Annotated in this window: 12 protein-coding genes; 9 read left to right on the top strand and 3 right to left on the bottom strand. The window is 49.8% G+C overall.

What is annotated here, in order from left to right:
• The first annotated feature begins 254 nt into the window (after nt 1-254).
• Complete coding sequence (locus DC28_RS13545; RefSeq protein ID WP_202962981.1) at nt 255-1,391, top strand: DNA-methyltransferase; 1,137 nt, start codon at nt 255-257, stop codon at nt 1,389-1,391.
• Nucleotides 1,392-1,415: 24 nt separating this feature from the next.
• The gene (locus tag DC28_RS13540) at nt 1,416-1,991 is read left to right on the top strand and encodes a hypothetical protein (protein WP_037549745.1); all 576 of its coding nucleotides are present in this window, start codon (nt 1,416-1,418) and stop codon (nt 1,989-1,991) included.
• A gap of 76 nt (nt 1,992-2,067) precedes the next feature.
• On the opposite strand, the gene DC28_RS13535 is transcribed toward DC28_RS13540, so the two are convergent.
• Nucleotides 2,068-2,364 (bottom strand): CD3324 family protein, encoded by a 297-nt coding sequence (locus DC28_RS13535; protein ID WP_037549743.1) that lies wholly within the window; start codon nt 2,362-2,364, stop codon nt 2,068-2,070.
• 973 nt (nt 2,365-3,337) lie between these two features.
• Here DC28_RS13535 and DC28_RS15910 point away from each other — a divergent pair.
• Both DC28_RS15910 and DC28_RS13520 read left to right on the top strand, forming a co-directional pair.
• Nucleotides 3,338-3,925 (top strand): TetR/AcrR family transcriptional regulator, encoded by a 588-nt coding sequence (locus DC28_RS15910; protein WP_052078911.1) that lies wholly within the window; start codon nt 3,338-3,340, stop codon nt 3,923-3,925.
• Nucleotides 3,912-6,089, top strand: a complete 2,178-nt coding sequence (locus DC28_RS13520) for an efflux RND transporter permease subunit (protein WP_037549738.1) — start codon at nt 3,912-3,914, stop codon at nt 6,087-6,089. The genes DC28_RS15910 and DC28_RS13520 overlap by 14 nt, the downstream gene beginning before the upstream one ends.
• 107 nt (nt 6,090-6,196) lie before the next feature.
• Here the strand turns inward: DC28_RS13520 and DC28_RS13515 are convergent, their stop codons facing one another.
• Together DC28_RS13515 and DC28_RS13510 are read right to left on the bottom strand one after the other, a co-directional pair.
• On the bottom strand, nt 6,197-6,619 hold the full coding sequence (locus DC28_RS13515) for a secondary thiamine-phosphate synthase enzyme YjbQ (protein WP_037549735.1): 423 nt from the start codon (nt 6,617-6,619) through the stop codon (nt 6,197-6,199).
• A 344-nt stretch (nt 6,620-6,963) separates the two neighbouring features.
• Nucleotides 6,964-8,217, bottom strand: a complete 1,254-nt coding sequence (locus tag DC28_RS13510) for a hypothetical protein (protein WP_156104696.1) — start codon at nt 8,215-8,217, stop codon at nt 6,964-6,966.
• Nucleotides 8,218-8,898: 681 nt separating this feature from the next.
• Between DC28_RS13510 and DC28_RS16480 the strand changes: the two genes are divergently transcribed.
• The 5 genes from DC28_RS16480 to DC28_RS13485 are packed head-to-tail and all read left to right on the top strand — an operon-like array spanning nt 8,899 to nt 18,187.
• The gene (locus DC28_RS16480) at nt 8,899-9,255 is read left to right on the top strand and encodes a hypothetical protein (RefSeq protein ID WP_156104695.1); all 357 of its coding nucleotides are present in this window, start codon (nt 8,899-8,901) and stop codon (nt 9,253-9,255) included.
• Nucleotides 9,248-10,696: a hypothetical protein gene (locus DC28_RS13500; protein ID WP_037549727.1), complete on the top strand. Its 1,449-nt coding sequence runs from the start codon at nt 9,248-9,250 to the stop codon at nt 10,694-10,696. The genes DC28_RS16480 and DC28_RS13500 overlap by 8 nt, the downstream gene beginning before the upstream one ends.
• Entirely contained in the window at nt 10,693-11,946 is a 1,254-nt protein-coding gene (locus DC28_RS13495; RefSeq protein WP_037549725.1) for an efflux RND transporter periplasmic adaptor subunit, read from the top strand. Before DC28_RS13500 ends, DC28_RS13495 begins: the two co-directional genes overlap by 4 nt.
• Nucleotides 11,943-15,044, top strand: a complete 3,102-nt coding sequence (locus DC28_RS13490; RefSeq protein ID WP_037549722.1) for an efflux RND transporter permease subunit — start codon at nt 11,943-11,945, stop codon at nt 15,042-15,044. Before DC28_RS13495 ends, DC28_RS13490 begins: the two co-directional genes overlap by 4 nt.
• Nucleotides 15,041-18,187: an efflux RND transporter permease subunit gene (locus tag DC28_RS13485; protein ID WP_037549719.1), complete on the top strand. Its 3,147-nt coding sequence runs from the start codon at nt 15,041-15,043 to the stop codon at nt 18,185-18,187. Before DC28_RS13490 ends, DC28_RS13485 begins: the two co-directional genes overlap by 4 nt.
• Nucleotides 18,188-18,499: the final 312 nt, after the last annotated feature.

The raw sequence follows: 18,499 nt of genomic DNA, 5'->3' as shown, positions 1-18,499 counted from the left end.
CCCGGCGGCTGACCCCGGGCTTTCACCGGGGACGGTACCCGGCATACTCATTCCGGAACCGGACATCTTCTTTCTCCACTCCCCAAAAACCGCTAGACATTTCTGGAAACCCCTTTTATACTCTGCTCTAGGATCTGACCAGGAACACTGCAGAACGGTTCCGGGTTTCGATTCTGATGAACGAGCATGGATGCCTTACACCCTGAAAGACGGCAGTCCATGGCCGGGATATGGGCACCAACTGGGGGGGGACAATGGAGCAGACGCAACATACATTATGCATCGGAAGCTCCACCTCCATGACCGATCTGGATGACCAATCAGTGCACCTGGTGGTCACCAGTCCGCCCTATCCCATGATTGCCATGTGGGACGACCAGCTTTCTCATGAAGATACAGCGATTCAGCGGGCCCTTGGAGCGGCCCGGGGACCTGAGGCCTTTGAGGCTATGCACGGGCTCTTGGATAGGGTGTGGAAGGAATGCTTCCGAGTCCTGTCTCCCGGCGGAATCCTCTGCGTGAATATTGGAGATGCAACACGCAAACTGGGGGGGCATTTCCAATTATATGCAAATCACGCCAGGATTCTCAGCGCAGCCCTGTCCCTGGGCTTCCAAAGCCTCCCCGCCGTTCTCTGGCGGAAACCCACCAACGCCCCCAACAAGTTCATGGGATCGGGCATGCTTCCCGGAGGCGCCTACGTTACCCTGGAACACGAGTACATTCTCATCCTCCGCAAGGGTGGGCACCGGGTTTTTAAAAGCCCCGAAGAAAAATACAACCGCAGGGTCAGCGCTTATTTCTGGGAAGAGCGAAATAAGTGGTTCAGCGATCTCTGGGAGATCGGGGGGGCCAAGCAGATTCTGGGGTCTCTACCCTCCGGGGATTCTAACGCCTCAGGCGCGTCTAACCACTTTTCCGAAGGGTTGTTGGCCCGAAGCCGCAGTGCTGCCTATCCCTTTGAAATCCCCTTTCGACTCATTTCCATGTTCAGCGTACAGGGAGATACCGTTCTGGATCCCTTCTGGGGCATCGGAACCACCAGTCAGGCCGCCCTCGCCCTGGGGCGCAACAGCGTTGGATATGAACTGGAATCCTCCATCGGCAACTACGGCCTGAGGACCTTGGAGGCTGCGGTTCCTCTGTTATCCGACATACCCCGGGGCCGTCTTGCCGCTCATAGCGAATTCGTCCGGCGCAGACTTGATCAGGGTAAGACCTTCTCCCATCACAACGAGTTTTACGACATCCCCGTTATTACCGCCCAGGAGCGGGATCTCCGCTTTGCCCAGGCCGATAGGGGTGTCCTGGACCTACACCGGGGACGGTTTACCACGTACTACCGCCAGCCGGCGCCAATTACGAGTCTGCGAACCCAAACGATCCGCTAAATTCCGAGTTGTAAGGGGATTAGTATGCGCAATAAAACCGACCGCCGCCCAGACCCATCCGCATCTGACGGGACAGAACCGCGCTTCGACCGTGAACTCAGAATTCTCCTGGTTCTCGGCGCCGGTGCGGTGATTTTGTACATCCTCATGGCTGTAGGGCTCTTCGGCCTTCTGGGGTTTGAGTCGGCCCAGTCCCTGGATGTACGATTCGGCTACACCGGGCAGACCGCAGGGCAGGTGCTTACAGACCTGGGAGACCGGGGGAGGATCGAGTACCTGGTATTCCATTGTTTGGATTACCTCTTCGCCCTGGCCCTCTACCCCAGCCTGGGGATTCTCATCCGCCGGCAGATCCGGGAAAGTCGGCTGCCTACCCCGGTTTCCTTCCTCGCCCTGTTGCCCCTGGCTGCCGGGCTATGCGACATCATCGAAAACCTGATTATCGACCTGAGCCTGCTTGGATTCCCCCGGATATCGCTTGCCTGGCTGGGCGCAGCCGGCGGTTTTACCCTGGCAAAATTCCTCCTGCTCGGCCTTGGACTGCTCGCTCTGGTGGTTTTTGGTCTGTACCGGTACACCAGGCGGACAGGGGACCGGTGAGGATTAAAGGGGGATCCTTACCGAGAAACCCTTGTCCGGAGGCTCCGGGGCTGACCTGTGCCGGTTATTCCATATCCTACTCCGGAGATGGCGGGTCACAGGAATCTGAAAACCCGGGATAGACAATCTTGCGGATTGAGTCGGTGGACAATGAGAACGAATCGGCGAGCTCGCTTAGGGACATCCCTTGAGATTTCAACCTTCGAATTTCCCGGTTTCTCTCTGCTATCATGGGGCGGGATCCGTTTTTCATTCCCCACCCGAGCTTTTCTCCGGATCGTCGCGGAATGTAAATCTGCTCACCTTGTATGTACTTCTGAATCTCCTGTAAAAGATCTTTGGGCAGTATGGTTTTAGCGTTTCTATAGGACACGATTTCTCCTCGTGGCTGCATAAGCGAGGGTCCGTAATCCTAGTGCACTGGATTGGATAGGGTAGCGTGGCTATCTCAGGTAGTCTGGGGATGCGCCGTTACAACGCCATTGCCCGCATTACGATGACCGAGGTTTTCGATCAACTACAATACGTCGGCTCCAAGGCAGGATACGAACCATGTGATGGTGGTGATGGGATGGTAAGACATTCTCATATGTACCTCCTGTTCGGCTTGGATGATGAAGCTAGTATAGCGGGAGGAAGGGGATGCGTATACCGGAGAGATTAAATCTAATCGTTTTTTCGCCTTGAGACCGGGGATTATTCTTTGCGCGCCAAGGGTAGTGACCGGCGCAGGATACGGCGGTGCTTTCTTGGGGCCGAACCCGGCATGAGTGCCGCCCAGGGGCGGCCTTGCCACCTTTTAGGTACGAAGGAAGGTATACAACTCACGGGTTGCAGAATTTTCCCGGGATTTCTGGAAGGCAAACTTAGTGCGCAAAAGGTTGTAAACAACACCGGATATAGCGGAACAACCCGCGGGTCGGCCCCAGGGGTAGCGCAGGAGGTAGGCAACGTTACAGTCTTTTGCGCACTACCGAAGGCAAAAACCCCCAAGCACTGCCGTCCCCCCGGGTCCGTGCAATTCCAACCAAACTTTCCCTTTTTTCCTCCATGGTTTAATGCGATAGTGAAGCAACGTATCGATGCGATGTTACTGTCTCCGGCCTTAGGGATTCGGGGAGAAGGAGGTGCTTTATGATTGTTTGGCAAAGGGGTGAGAGCCTCTAATTATTTCACGGCCGCTCCACCCGGGGCGGCCTTTTTTATTGTGTTTTGTGTTTCCTGGACTATCGTGATCGGGTCGACGGGGGGTAGTTAGTGGGTGACTGGGGACTGCAGACTGGTACAAGTTGTGAGTTGGGTGTAGAGTGTTGACAGAGGAAACGAAATGAACGAAAATTGTTTCCATGGATGTTAGGGAGAAGATACTGCGGGCTGCTGCCCAGCGCTTTCTCGGGATGGGATTTTCATCCCAAAGCCTGGATGAGCTGTGCAGATCATTGGGAATCAGCAAGAAAACCCTCTACCAGGAGTTTTCTTCTCGTGAGCAGCTCAATAAGGCTGTGGTGGTATGGTTTTTTGAACAAATCGAATCGCAGATCAAGCCCTTTCTTCGTGAGAGCGAGGATTGGAGCTTTACCCGGCGGCTTAGGGGATACCTGGAGATTATTAAGCGGAATGTATCGGGGATTAATCTGCCGGCTCTGAATCTACTGAAGGATCGGGACCCGGCGCTGTGGGAACTTATTTTTTCCATCCGGGCCCGAATTATGAATGAGACACTTACCACTATTCTGAAACCGGCTCGCCAGCGAAACCAGATCCGCCGTGACATTCCCCTGGATTTTCAATATTCATTTATCGTTTCGGTTCTGAATAGCTTTGTCTTACCTGAACCGATCATACTTCTTGGAGTAAACACGGACCAGTTTTTGACATACACCGCGGACATCATTGTCCGGGGATTAACGGGAGACCCAGATGATGAGGATTGACAGATTTACCGAAACTATGCAGCGCCGGGGACGGGTATTCTTGGTGATAACCGGGCTTCTGGTGATTACCGCCCTGGTCGGAATCGGCCAGGTTAGAATTGACAGCGATTTCTCGGTTTTTATGCCTCCGGATTCCCCCAATATGAAAGGCATCCAACGCTTGGAGGAGGCATTTGGAAGCGCGGATGAGCTTATTCTCATGGTTTCCCTATCCTCGGAGGCCCCGCTGACCACCGCGGAGTATCTGGCTGCGGATCTTGAGCGATTACCCGAGGTTGAATCTGCCCTGGGGCCGGTACCCCGGGGTTTCAGCGAGGAACCGGCGGTTATGCAAGGGCGCATTATTTCCCTGATGGAAACCGCCTCAGGCCGCCCCCTGACCTATCCCCGGGCCGACCTGGAATCCTCCCAGGTCTGGACCCTGCTCCGGATAGTGCCGAACTCGGAAACGGCAATAACTGACTTTGTTCGGGTTCTGGAGGGGGAACTGGCCGATCGGGAGCTGGAGTATGCCATCTCCGGGGAGTTGTACCTCCAGGCGAAGATTTTCGATTACATTTGGCAGGTTCTGCTCATTCTTCCCCCGGCTGCGGTCATCCTGTTACTTGGGGTGTTCCGGTTTCGGATAGGCAGTTTTCGGGCCACCATCCTGTCCATGATTCCCGCCGTCCTCGGCGGGGTCCTTACCCTCGGGCTGTTGAGCTGGTTGTGGGGGACGATTTCGGTAATGACGGTCCTCGCGCCGATATTTATTATCGTCCTAGGAAGCGCTGACGGTCTGCATATTACCAGCCATGTCATGGATCTCTTGGGTGAGGGTAAAACCAACCGTGATGCTATTAACCGCACCCTGGGGGCTGTAGGGGTTCCTGTTATTCTCACCACGGTCACGACAATGGCGGGGTTTTTGTCTCTCATGGTGATTGATTCCGCCGCGGTGCGTCAGATGGCGGTGGCTGCAGCGACCGGTATGGTCATAGCCGGGCTGGCAACCTGGATCGTGCTGCCGATCCTGCTCCTCCACCAGAAACCCCTGAAAAAACGGTCTCCCCGCCGGGCGGGAAGGGGCTTGTCGGGTGTGTTTCCCCGGCTTACGGGCATCCCTGCGGTGGTGTTGACCCTGGTCATTCTAGGGATCGCTGTGCCCGGCACCCTGCGGCTGCACTCGGATTTCTCCATGTTGGATATGTATAAACCGGGCACGGATCTGCGCCGGGGCATTGAACTGATTTCCGATGTTACCGGCAGTACCATGCCGGTCTCGGTGCTGTTTGAACTGCCCGGTGATAATCCCCTGGATCAAACCGCGGCCGCAGCTCTTCTGGATCTGCATGAGCGTTTGGAATCCCAGAATCCGCCGGTTCCCGGGCTCTCACTCTACCGGGTTTTATCCGGCGCATCCCAGGTCTTTATGGGGACCGAAGGCTATCCTCAGCAGGCCTTCGCCGCAGAAATGCTGTATAGCCGGCTCAAAGATATGAACCCCGGGTTGGAGGGTCAGTTTATCGGCACGGAGGGGCTGGGAAGGGGGATTTTCTTTCTACCCAACCTGGATGATGCAACCCTCGCCCGGTTCATAGGGGTTACGACCGAGGTTGCAGAAGACCACGGTCTCCGGATGAGCACCGTTGGTACGGCCTTCGCTATGAAGGAGTTAAACGATAAAATCATCCCCCAACAACTCTCATCCCTGGCTCTTGCCGCTGTCCTGGTCGGGCTCCTGACCATCCTAACCCAGCGGAGCCTTAAACTTGGCCTGGTGAGCGTCCTGCCCATCCTGGTTACCCTGGCAGCCCTCTTCGGCTTTCTCGGATGGACCGGAACCGCCTTGAGTGTTGTTACCAGTATTATGACCGGGCTCACCCTGGGGGTGGGCATTGATTATGCGATTCACTACATCTCCATGTACCGCTACCTCAAGAAGTCCGGAAGCAACCGTCCCGCTGGTGAGGCCCTGGACTACGTGGCCACGCCGGTGTTAGCCAATGCCCTGGGGCTTGCGGTGGGGTTTTCGGTGATGATTCTATCGCCCTTCCAGATTCACGTAACCCTCTCCCAGCTCATGTGGCTAACCATGGTTCTCAGCGCCTTTCTGAGTCTATCCCTGCTTCCAACCCTCCTGGGCGCCCGAAAGGAGCCCCCGGCGGACCAGCCGCTTGGGTAATCCCGAGGGACAGTAGGGGGCTGGATGAAGGCCTGGCTGTGCCGCTCCTTGGTGCGTACCGAGTCACCCTAGGCGCACCAGGGAATGCTCGGATGGTAGCGTCAATCTCAGTTCCCGAAAAGGGTAATAACCAAGCTGCGGGAGCCCCCGCGGTTGCGGTGTTCACAGAGGTATATTCCCTGCCAGGTGCCCAGGGCAAACCGTCCTTGGGTAATGGGCAGGGTGACTGAGCTTCCCAGAATGCTTGCCTTAGCATGGGCGGGCATATCGTCAGATCCTTCCATGGTATGGATGTAGTCCCGGCTGTTCTCGGGAACCAGGTGGTTAAAGATGGTTTCCATATCTTGCCGGACATCCGGATCGGCGTTTTCGTTCAGGGTGAGACTGGCACTGGTGTGTAAAATATGGATGTGGGCCAGGCCGGCTTGGATGGTGGATAATTCCGGCATCTGGTTCTGAATGATCCTGGTGATCAGATGGAACCCCCGGGGATGGGGCGGCAGGGTTATGGTTCGCTGATGGATGGTCATGGGCAAGATTCCTTCTATCCGGGGCTGTCCAAGCCCGGGTGATCGATACATCCAGGGTAGCCTCAGGAGGGGATCATGACAAGTCCGGCGGCCATCCGCCCGGGGATGCAGGCATGAGATCGGGCGCAAAAGGCTGTACGGATAGTTCTGGTTGTCAAATAGCGCCAAAATTTACGAAAGAATCGGCGCCTAAATTTGAGACCCGATTCTTTCGAAGGTTAGTGCGACTTTTGACACAGGTGATGGTGGAAGGCTTACTTCTTGGGTGACTTCTATGTTGGCAGAAGGGGGCCCAATGGGACGATAAAGAAAGATAAAGTCCATTTGTCAGGGACATGGACAGGTTAACGAACCGGCATGCGGTAGGTTTGTAACACTGTTCGGTCAGTTGAGTCCTGGGGACTCCAGGGTATCAGATTTCCGATTGTTACCAGTGTATTTGTCTCACGGTTAAGAGCGATTTTTCCAATACCCTCACCTACCAAAATGAAGAGCCTCACAAACCTCTTCTCATGTAAATCAATTTCGGTAAGGAAACTGACGGCCAGGTTCTCTGTTATTCCTTGTGTGGTGGGAGCAAGGAGGAATAACGTATTAGTATCTGAAACGGATATACTGGAATGAGGAGGAAGCAGGATGTTCTCATACTCATGATTATTTGGGACATCTTCTACTGATTTCCCTTCCTCACGTAGTGGCAGTATAGAAACGCTGTGTTTTTGAGTATTAAAAATATAAACATTTGAATGAAAATCAGCCCAGGCTACTGTACTGCCATCAGATGAAATTCCGGTCAGTGGAAATCTATTAGGGTCATCAATCTTCATGATTGGGTTGATAACCGAATAATTCTGGTATGGTTCTGTTATATCAAGAATATTGGTTCGGTGAATTCGAATATCTAATGGATCCTTACCGTATACTGGATTCACTATTATCAAGTCCTCATTAACCACCGCAGGTTGCATTGGAAAAGAGTCAAACAATGAGACCTGTACCGAAGGGTTCTCTATTTGTGGTGATACTCTTAGGGGGTATTGTCCATCAGTGTTTATAAGATTCTCAATAAGATTACCATGGTCATACCAGACATGAACATCTCTACGGTATTGCTCTAAAAAGATTGGGTTTGAGAACGGTAGGATTTTAGTCTCTCCGGTTCGGAGATCAATCCGGTGGAGTCTTCTTTGCTCATTTGGACTATAAATATATCGGGGTAGATAAAATACAGTGGAATCCTGCACTTCGATAAAGTCATTTGCTACATCGGGGGTAGATATATCTAGTAAGAATTGTGTTTGAGGAAACAAAACCACTAAATTCTCGGAGAAATAGTCTTTCCCCGGAGAGGCACTAATGAGTTCCTTAACTTCTGATAGCAGATGATCAAGTCCTTCATTTTGTTTACCTGTAGTTCGGGTAAAACCGAGTGCAGGTATTTCGATAGGTGGAGTTATCTCTGCAACTACTGAGGAAAATCTCATCTCTTCTGGTGAAGCTGCAGAATCCTCTTTAGAACCCGAGGCATAAATGGCCACCTGGTTTATGAAGATAAAAACTATGAGTGCCCAGAATGTTCTCATTAATGTGCCTTTCATATTAGTCGAAAACTTTTGCAAATTACTAGACCCCAAACTACATTCACTTAGATTTGGGGTCCAAACTACACCTGATTTTTATTATGAAGTTGTTGTCCAAGATTTTGAATATGTATAGGTATCATATTCAACCTTATTGATTTTACTCCCTGATTCATATGTACTGTTTGAATAGTGACCACTTCCTGTTCTTGAAGATTGAAAGCTGCCATCTTTGTAAAGAGCGATCCTAAAGCTAGGATAAGAAACTGTATGAGTTGTATAATACTTTGTTGTCGTGTACCAAAGAAACTTTACAGTATGGGCGGATGATGATGGCGTGGTCCAAGTTTTTGTTCGTGGTGAACTGCCACTCTCATACCAATGATACGTTGTAGTTGAGCTGTCACTTGTACTGCTTTCGCTAGACCCCCCGGCATACAATGCCCCAGCCAAAAGTAATAAAGCCATAACCAGTATTACTTTTTTTTCATAAGATACCTCCAAAAAATTGTTTAATGGATTGTAGCAGTGTTTTTTCCCATGATAAACTTTCTTGAATGCAAATCAGGTAAACCTTTTTAGAAATTTCTTGATAGTACTATACATTTGTTGATAATATGTCTTTGATCTTAGATTAGAGTTTTTTAAAGCTATACCAAAGATCGTTTATCTGGTAAAAAATATCGCGGAGGCATTACTGTGAGAACACGCCTAGCTTCGGTAGTATCCTGGGTTTTACTCTTAGTGGTGAGTTCCTGTTCTTTATTCGTGGCAGGCCCCGAGCTAGGGGCAGAAGCCCTTGGTTACCACGAAATTACAGGAACAGCGCGGGAAGTGGAGGTAACCTTTTCCGTTACCAATAGTGGTCCGGTGGGAGCCAATCAGGTTTATCTATCCTATACATATACAACCGACGCCCGAACCTACTATCGGACCCTATCTGTTCCTGCAATTCCGGCGGGTTATGTACGGTATGTTTCGGATAGATTTCAATACTCAAGCCTAACAGAAACCCGAAAGGGTGATGTTACGGACATCCGGCTTGGGTATGAGTAGATTTTCATTTCTACTTATTCTGTTTATCGTCGTTCCGGTATCCCTTCAGGGGGAGAGTTCATTCTGGGTAAAACTTATCAATTCTATAAATTCAACTCCAACGGTTCTAAAGGCAATTGACGATCTTCGGACTGTCACTTCTCCGGAGCAGGAGATTATGTCTGGTCCAGAGTTGGGTATTAGTTTGAATTCTCTCCACCAAGGACTGAGCGATCCCGGGCAGGGTGGGTATTTCTTATCTGGGGTAGACACCCTCAGCCCCGGAATAAACTTTTCCTACGCCTTGCCCTGGCAGGGACAGGTCTCGTCGCAGGTAGCATGGAATAACCTGGTGGGATTGGATAATCAGGGTGTGTTTTTTTCCTTGGCTCCAAAATTCACCCTTCAATACAGTCAGGAGTTTCCCATACCCCGGCCTGAGGATCCCGGCGATGGGCAAATTAGACTGGCGGAGCTTTCCCTGATCAAAATATTAAATGCTGAAAGCTTGGAGAGCATCAAATCGTATCTTCAGGTCGCCATGCATAATCAAAAGCTAATTCACATTGAAAACCAACTGATAGAACTCGAAGAAAAACAACAACAGATTGCTCAATCAGCTACTGGGCTGCTCACACGAGCTGGTACTCCCGACTATCGTTTAGCTATTCTACGAAAGAGGCAGGAGTTTAGACGTACCCAGGGAGATTATGAAGATCTACTCGAGGAGGTTTTCGGGTTTGATAATGGTGGTCAGGAGATATCTTGGGGACGATTTTTCCCGGTAATTATACGTCTGGCAGAACGAGCTGAGTTTCATTTAAAACAGATTTCAGAAACCCGTACCCCCTGGGTACTGTTCAATGAGTACCAGAGCATCCTTCTGCTGGAACCCAGGATTTCTGAAATTACACCCCAAGGACCTAAGGTGGATTTTCAGTTCGACATAGAACCAACTACAGATGCTACGCGCCCTCGTAACCTCAATACGGCAATAGAATCTGCCGGTGGTGTTCCCAGCAATTGGCGGGTTAGCCTGGACATTTCAATCCCCCTAATGAAAGATCATCGCCAGGAGAAAATCAATACCAGAGAGTTCCAAGAAAAATATACCCAATGGATTAGGGAGCGCGAGGTGGCTCAGGTTCAGGCGGCTCAGACTCTGGTTGAATACCAACGGAGTGTTGAACGGCTTATCCAGGAAGGTGAGTTTCTTCGACAGGAAGTCAAGCTTCTGGAAACTCTGATAGAGGAGCTAGGTCAGGGAACATCCCGGGAGTTCTCCCTATATGATCAGGAATTATATAATCCAGGGAGGGAGTATGAGGACCGGCTTGAGGAGATTCAGGGACGACTCCCAGAACTGCAGTATGAAATCGGACTACTTCAGTTGCAGACAGCCGGCGGGTTCGGTTTTGATATTTTTCAGAACCTTGTTGAAGTGATAGGAGCTAAGGAATGAAAACTTCCAGAGGTTTGGCCATTCTCCTTACGGTATGGTTTATTTGGGGTTGCTCGGTCGAGCAAGATAATTCCGGAGCTTCAACGGACTCAGGGTTTACCCTGGAAGACTTCAGTATCGATTTTTCCAAGGTGGATCAGAGTGAGGCTCAGGAGGTAGTACCCACCATAGTGGTTTCTCCCCATTATTTACAAAGCACAACCTTGTATCCCAGCGTTCCGGCTCAAGGTACCTTAGAGCCAATGCGTGAGTACGCCCTCCGTGCCCCCTTTGCCGGACGAATCATCCAGATACACAATTCCCCTGGGAACGTCATGGCAGGTGAGGTACTTGCTCAACTGGATACTCGGGATCTGGAAAAGGATATGGTCAGTCTCCAGCAGGAGTTACTGCTGAAAGAAATCGACTTTTTTTCAAAGGGAGGGGCCCCAGGCACAGATGGCGGTCAGATTATGTCTGATTTTTTTCAGGCGAGCGAGGATCTCATTTCTCAGGGGCTGGAAGAAGGTATTGGGATATCGATCCTCTTAGAACGTCACATCTCGGCAACGGCTCCATGGCTCCAAAATCGGGAGTTCATTGCCTCATTGCAGACCCTTGAATCGGGACTGCGGAGTGTATTTGAGTCTCTGATCAAGCTCCGAGAACAGATTGATGAGGCAGCAATTTTAGCGCCCCAGGATGGTAAATTCGTTCCCCTAGATTTATATGAGGGAGAGTACTATTCCCAGGGTCAGATCCTCGGGCGGTTATATCCCACCAAAATCCGGGTGGGTGATGTCCAAGTTTCTGAACGGGGGGTACTCCAGATCGCCAAGGCTCAATCAGCCGATGTGAGTGTGGGAGTGCCGGAGATATTTCGTGCTGTAGGTACAGTGGTAAGCGTCGCCCCCGTGAAGAGTACGGGCACCGACACCTATGGGGTGACCATCGAGTTATCCGGCATCCCAAAGCAGATACCCTTCGGCTTGCCGGTACAGGCAAATATCCGGGTTGATGAGGGTACTCAGGTGTTCATCATCCCCTTCTCCGCGGTTCAAGAAATGGATGGCCGCTACTATATATGGTCCATCGAGGATGCTGTGTTAGAGCCCAGGGAAATAGCAACACCTGAATACAGTGAGCAGGGCTATGTTCTTCCCAGCGATGAGGCGGAGTTTACCGAGGGACAAGGGATTGCTGCAGAATACAGGACCACATTCCGTAAGGGCATGCGGGTGCGTGTAGAAGAGAAATTACCGACACAATGAATCTTCCTAATGTGTTTCCTACAATTCAGCGACCCCTGACTTCTATTATGGCGTTCCTACTATTAGTCCTCATCAGTTTGCTTGCTGCATGGGGGCTATCGGTTCAAGTATTTCCCGCTGATAGTTCGAGCCAGATAGCCATTGTGTTTTCAGCGCCGGGGGAATCCCCGGCAGTTATGGCAGACCAGGTAGTCCTACCCTTTGAGCGAATCCTGAATACACTTTCGACTGTTGAGGCCTTGGATTCGGTTACCTATTCAGGATACGGGCGCAGTGTGGTGCGATTTGCAAGTCGCAGACTTCTCGAACAAGCTTTGCCGGAAATCGAACGTCAGTTAACGTTGTTTGAGCCAGGGATCGGATCGGTGTCTGGGGGTGTTCAGTCTACGGAGGGAAGAGGCGGTTCATTTGGCCTTGGGCTAGAGAAGAAGATACTGAGGTTAGATGGAAACTCAAGACCCGTTCTCACCTATTCAATTTCTACAAACTCCGCTGACATATATCAACTCAGTCAGGCTGTGCAAGATTTAATCATTCCCAGGCTTGAACAGCATGCACTCATAGCCTTTGTCACTGCCGAAGGATTAGCCAAGGAAAATGTGGCTCTGGTGGTGGATCGATTAGAGCTTACCCGGCAGAACAGCAATCTCTCTCTGCTCGAAGATAAACTACAGGACCAGATTCTTCCTCCTGCCACCCTCCAGTTTGAACAGCAACAAGCAAATCTGGCTCTATTGTATGGACCTGGTTACCATGCAGCAGGGTTAGAAAACCAAGAAGTTTTTGAGCTTCCCGGTGAGATCCTCGGAAGCATTCACCGAAGTATGACCCAACCGAGCAGAATCATCTCTGGAAAGTCTCAGCCGGGAATCTTATTACGCATTTCTAAGCGGCATAGTGCTGATGTGGTAGATGCGGTGAAATCCTCCCAAGAAATTTTGAATAAGATCCAAGACGAACTATCGATTCAAGGAATGAATATTACCTATGAGGAGGTGGAAAATAGTGCAGCGTTCATAGATGAATCGATTCAGCTGGTGGGTCAATCACTGGTGTTTAGCCTTCTGTTAACTGGTATTGTACTTTATTTTATCTTAGGAAGCTTGTCCTACGCCCTACCGGTTGCTGTTACCATACCATCAGCATTTCTATTTAGCCTTCTCGGCTTCCGGATCTTCGGCATATCTTTAAACCTGCTCTCCCTCGCAGGTCTGATTCTGGCGATTGGTCTTGTGGTGGACAATGGGATTGTCGTTATCGAGGCTTTTGATAGGCAGCTTCGCCTTGGAAGGCCACGAAGGCAGGCATTGAGCCTGGGACTCTATGAAGTAACCGTACCAATGATAACCTCAACAATTACCACTATAGCCGCCTTGATACCACTATTTTTTCTCTCTGAACAATTATCATCTCTTTTTACTGATCTTTCCGGGGCGATTATTTTAGCATTACTGAGCAGCCTTTTCAGCTCTCTGGTAATTTTACCCAATATGCTCTACGCGACTCGGAAGCGGAAGACCTTTCAGAAAAGGGTAGATTGGAGTTGGTTTTTTCTGGAACGCTGGTATCAGAAAAGCATCCGCTGGCTGGGTGCACGCCGATGGCTTCCATTCCTAATACTCATCGTGGTGATTTTTTTGGGTATAGTATCCCTTCTGGTAAGTCCCAAAGGGTTTTTATCTCAGCCGGGCTCAGATGTACAGGTTATTAATTTTTACTGTCCGAGATTTTATCAGGGTGATTTTACCGATGTCTGGGTTGAGGATCTTAGCAATGAGCTTCATGGAATTGTTGGTGATCAGGCTCAGTATTTTCTCAGCTTAAACAACCGGTTTGATGAGACGGTGGGACTTCCATCCCAAAGCAGGGGCTGGGGATATGTCATGATTGTGGGTCCAGGCTCGGAGATCTCTACTCTCACCCCAAGGCTTGAGCTATCCCTTCGAAGGGCGGATCCCCTCATGGCAATGGACCCCATCATCCAGAAAAAGAATCCCATAGAGTATCTTCTGGCTTTAGAATCCCAGAAAAACGAAATTCGGATCAGTGGATACGATCTTGAACAGATTTCTCTTGTATCCAACCTATTACGGGATGAATTGAATCAGATGGGGGTCACTCCACGAGTAAGTGACCAGGGCAGCGTTCCGTCTCCGGGATTAGAGATTACTCCCGGGCCGGGATATGATACCCAGGCCATCATTGAGCAGCTGTTGCCAAAGGTAGAGCAGTACCTGCATGTAGGGAGCATTGAGACCCTGGATGGCCGCAGCATTGCTCTTGTTCACAAGGACCAATATCGGTCTGCTCAGAATCTCTTTCAAGATATACAAATGGCGGTATCACGGTTGGGTCTTGATCCCTATCTTAAGGTGCGTGTAGTGGAAGGCCCTGTCCGGCTAACCAGTGAACGGGGCCGATATGTTACCCGAATTGCCAGCACCCCTGGCATTCCCATGGCGGAGATCGCCGAGAGTTTTTCTGTTCAGCAGCGGCAGACCCTTGAACAATCCGATGTTTGGGTGGAGTACCATTCAGGATTATCCCGTTCTGTTACCAGCGCCCGGGAACTATCTCTGGCAGGTGTATTCATCATTTTAACAATTACTCTCGTCCTATTGGCCCAGTTTGAGAACCTCAGGAAGGTTGGGGCAATCCTTCTTTCTATTCCATTTTCCATGGGAGCAGCTGCAGTGGCCGTCCTATTGTTAGGGGTAACAGCAGATGTCATGGTAATGATCGGGCTGGTTTTCATTATTGGAATTTGTGTGAATGATTCTATACTCCTCGGCAGTTCTCTAGATCAGTCTGTTAATCCATCTCAACCTAGCTACCCGGAAGATATGCACTCCTTTGCGAGGCGCGCTAGTCGGCGGTTCCGACCCATATGGATGACCACTCTCACCTCCCTGGGTGGGATTCTCCCGATGGTATTCTTATCAGGGTCCCTTGGCATGCTATGGCGGCCCTTGAGTCTAACCCTTCTTTTTGGCCTTGCTGCCGCGACCATTATGAGTATCTGGATTCTCCCCTTCGGACTCTCTTCACAGGGTGGATTTCTGGATAAAAATAAGACAGCAGGGGATAGTTCTCCATGAGTCTTATTTCTTGGTATCGGCGAAAACGGCAATTTGGTGTTCTCTTTTGGCTGTCCTTCATCAGTATTGCAGGCTTAGCATACCAAAACCTCACCATGATGGCTGCTGAACCTTCTCCACTACAGGGTGTTGTCTTTATATTTACCAAGGATGGTATAAGTAGTTACAGCCTCGCTACCATTCATCTGCCCGAGATAGAACGAATAGCCCTTGAGTCGGAACGAGTTAAAGAAATAAAAGCACAGTCGGAGGTAGGTTCCCTCGAGGTTGAGCTCACTGGACCATCCGAGGGGTTTGAAATTGAGCAGATATTGACCCTTTGGAACCAGATGCAGTTCTATGCTAACCGGCATTCTCTTAGAGTTAGCCTTTCAGTACCAAACAGGAAAGTTGACCAGGGTGGAGAGATTCAGAACATTCAATCAGCTTTGAATGGTATTGCATCAGACGGAATGCAGCTTCGATTTGCCCTATCTTTTCCCGAATCAGTACATCAGGAAATTGCGGGTATTCGCAGCCTCATATACGCACTCCAAGGTAATCCCGGAGTGGTCCAATACCAGATAACAGGCATACCACAGCAAGAATACCTTGTTGAGCTGAAGAAACCTGGTTTTCAAAGTGATAGAGATCTCCTCCAAGAGCTGCACCAGTATGCAGCCATTACTGATTCAATTTCCCGGGGAGTGAAACCTCTCTCAGTGTTTAGCCGGAGTGAAGCCAGGGTTCCCATTCCAGTATTTACACGATCCTCGGGTAACTTATTGGATAGTATTCACTCCTGGCTCGGTAACCAGGCAGTTGAAGGATATTCAATTGCACCAGCCACGGCGAAGGAATCTGCCAGCATCGTCCTGGTTAATGGACGAGAAGCACTTCTTGTGGACTGTAGTATTTTTCAAAACAGCGGAAGCCTATCCAGGGTGCAGGAATTACTTGGGCTTCTGCGAACACCCGAGGTTCTCGGTTTTTCGAAACAGACCCAGGCATTGATTCTTCAGAATCCAATTGTTCAGAAGAATTCCTTTTTTTCGGTGTATTTCGTCCAATTAGGTATTGGGTTAGCTCTACTCAGTCTCTTCTTAATGTTCTATTTTCGTTCTCTTCGAATTATGCTTTTGTTTTGGTCCAGTCTTCTTATTGCACTTGGGGCAGTGGTGGTTATCTATTATGTACTAGGAATTCCATTTACCCTGTTATCATTAGGTATGGTGGTGCTTTCTTTGGGAATTGTGATTGATGCCACCTTGGTGTATCAGGGACGATTGGGGGAAAGTCTTAAATCACACCAAAATAAGGCTATTTCACGCAGCGCAGAGGATATTTTCAGTTCGATACTTACAAATACGGTTGTCTTTCTTCCCCTTTTCTTTGTAATCGGTTCGGGTCAATACTTGTCACAGGAAATTGGCCTGGCCTTTATTATTGCCAACCTGGCCGGAGCATTTTCCGCCCTCTTGTTCATGCCATTCGCACTCAGTATTTCTCAGCCGAGATCCTTAACACCGGTAATGAGGTTTACTCCTTTTAGCTTGAAACCCTTTCATGCTGCACGAGGGATTCTATTCGGATTTACGGTCCTATTTGTAACAGCCTTGCTCGGGTTATTACTGCTACCCGGGAATATTTCACAAGGTACTTCGGAACACACTCTTGGTCAGATACATCCGAGGATTCAGTTTCTCGCATCAAAACCACTAACATTCAATGATACATCCAGCTTCCTGTCATCAATAGATGCTCAATTGAGCCGGACTCCTCTCAGCCGGCGGAGTATTGAACGGATTGCCGAGATGAGAGAGGCGAATGGCTCAATCACCTTTTATGGATTACGCATAGACCCCTCTGAAACTGCTGGATGGCACCAAGAACTTGGTAGCTTGCTGGCTCCCCTAGCCGAAGTCTTTGGGATAACACTTGATTTTTCTAAGTTTGGCAGCTCTCAATCCTCTTTAGAGGTGTCATCGGTAGGCAAGTCAACCATATGGCAGCATATGAGTTCTTCTGGAACCACCCCTTTGACGGTGACCCTTGGAGGTCCAACCCTGGAAACCTTAATTAGTGAAGCCCAGCGCTTTTTAACTGTGATGAAAAACCACCGAGGTATTCGTTCGGGGGGGTTCTCTAGATCAAACTCCGGCACCATTTCTGACTCCAATACCCTCAGTTTCTGGTTGGATCATGAGTACCTCTGGAATAACCACATTGAACCCATGCAGATTTCCCAGGCACTTTCACATGTGTCGGCGAGAAGCCTTCCTATCATCCCAGAAAATACCATTGAGCCGATCTATACCATCGCCGAGTCTCCGGTGGTATTATCCTCAGATTTTTCTCAAGCTATGGACTCGGTTAAAACCCCGGAGCAGGGATTCCCCCTAAGCAAAACAATGCACCTTATACCCGCCGAAACCTTCTTCAATACCCCCATTACTCGCCGTAATCAGCAGTATATTGTCGATCTTTCCTTTACCCTCAACCCGCAGATTCTTAGCATACGGGCCGCACTGGGTGTCACCGAAAACCTGTTCGACAGCATCAACCCAGCACCGGGGATCCAATTACTGTACGATGATATAGAAGTGGATAGAGGCGACCAGGCATTTCCCCTTTGGATTCTTGGTTTCAGTGCGCTGGTGATTCTCTGTATCCTCATCGGCCACTTTGAGTCCATCCGCTTCGGTGTACTCTGTTTTTTAACCATACCACTATCTCTTGGAGTTTCTCTTTCAATTATTATCATAACCCTCGGCTTGTCTGTTGGTTCGGGAATGGGCATGCTCATTTTGACTGGACTCGTAGTAAATGATGCAATCCTGTTCATCTCTCAACTCAGAGATTATCCAGCAAAACTCCTCCGTGGATGGTACAGCCCCCCGGCGGTACTCCTAAGCGCCCGGCGCAGGGCACCACAAATGATATCTACTAGCATCACCACAATTTTAAGTATCATCCCCGGACTTATCGCCCAGAGTTTGACACCTATCAGCTTTTTCTGGATTCAGTTAGGGGCAACCCTAATAATCGGAATGGTAGTGTCAACCTTGTTTTCCCTCTTTGTTCTTCCGGCAATTTTAATTGTGCTTGGAGAGCGTGCAGGTCGGGCATCTTGCCCTCCAGCCCGGAGTATCAGACCAGCCTGAATAAACAGTAGACGGCCCCTTATAGCATCGATCTGACAGCCGGATCTAGTGGATTTCGAACACGGCGACGATGATGACATTGATTTCTAATTTGCCCCCTCTCGTGGGCTTCGCGAATACGCGGCTTTAAACGCCGATTCTTTCCTTAGCCGTCGATTTTCGGCAGTAAGATCGCTGATAGAGAGAGCTCCTGGGGTTAATGTTCGGATAGATGATTATTTTTAAAATTCCAGCTCCCGATGGTTCCCTTGGGAATATTTAGAAGTTCTTTCACTTCCCGGTGACTTATTCCCTGTTCTACGACCATTTTCA

The organism is Spirochaeta lutea (assembly GCF_000758165.1).
Classification (GTDB): domain Bacteria; phylum Spirochaetota; class Spirochaetia; order DSM-27196; family Salinispiraceae; genus Spirochaeta_D; species Spirochaeta_D lutea.
The sequence above is the reverse complement of the archived record's forward strand: the minus strand, read 5'-3'. Positions and strand labels throughout refer to the sequence as shown.

What these genes read in the sequence shown, in the direction of transcription:
- DC28_RS13490 (WP_037549722.1), top strand. Translation starts at nt 11,943, where the DNA reads ATGAATCTTCCTAATGTGTTTCCTACAATTCAGCGACCCCTGACTTCT.
- DC28_RS13520 (WP_037549738.1), top strand. Translation starts at nt 3,912, where the DNA reads ATGATGAGGATTGACAGATTTACCGAAACTATGCAGCGCCGGGGACGG.
- DC28_RS13515 (WP_037549735.1), bottom strand. Translation starts at nt 6,619, where the DNA reads ATGACCATCCATCAGCGAACCATAACCCTGCCGCCCCATCCCCGGGGG.
- DC28_RS13510 (WP_156104696.1), bottom strand. Translation starts at nt 8,217, where the DNA reads ATGAAAGGCACATTAATGAGAACATTCTGGGCACTCATAGTTTTTATC.
- DC28_RS15910 (WP_052078911.1), top strand. Translation starts at nt 3,338, where the DNA reads ATGGATGTTAGGGAGAAGATACTGCGGGCTGCTGCCCAGCGCTTTCTC.
- DC28_RS13540 (WP_037549745.1), top strand. Translation starts at nt 1,416, where the DNA reads ATGCGCAATAAAACCGACCGCCGCCCAGACCCATCCGCATCTGACGGG.
- DC28_RS13500 (WP_037549727.1), top strand. Translation starts at nt 9,248, where the DNA reads ATGAGTAGATTTTCATTTCTACTTATTCTGTTTATCGTCGTTCCGGTA.
- DC28_RS13545 (WP_202962981.1), top strand. Translation starts at nt 255, where the DNA reads ATGGAGCAGACGCAACATACATTATGCATCGGAAGCTCCACCTCCATG.
- DC28_RS13495 (WP_037549725.1), top strand. Translation starts at nt 10,693, where the DNA reads ATGAAAACTTCCAGAGGTTTGGCCATTCTCCTTACGGTATGGTTTATT.
- DC28_RS13485 (WP_037549719.1), top strand. Translation starts at nt 15,041, where the DNA reads ATGAGTCTTATTTCTTGGTATCGGCGAAAACGGCAATTTGGTGTTCTC.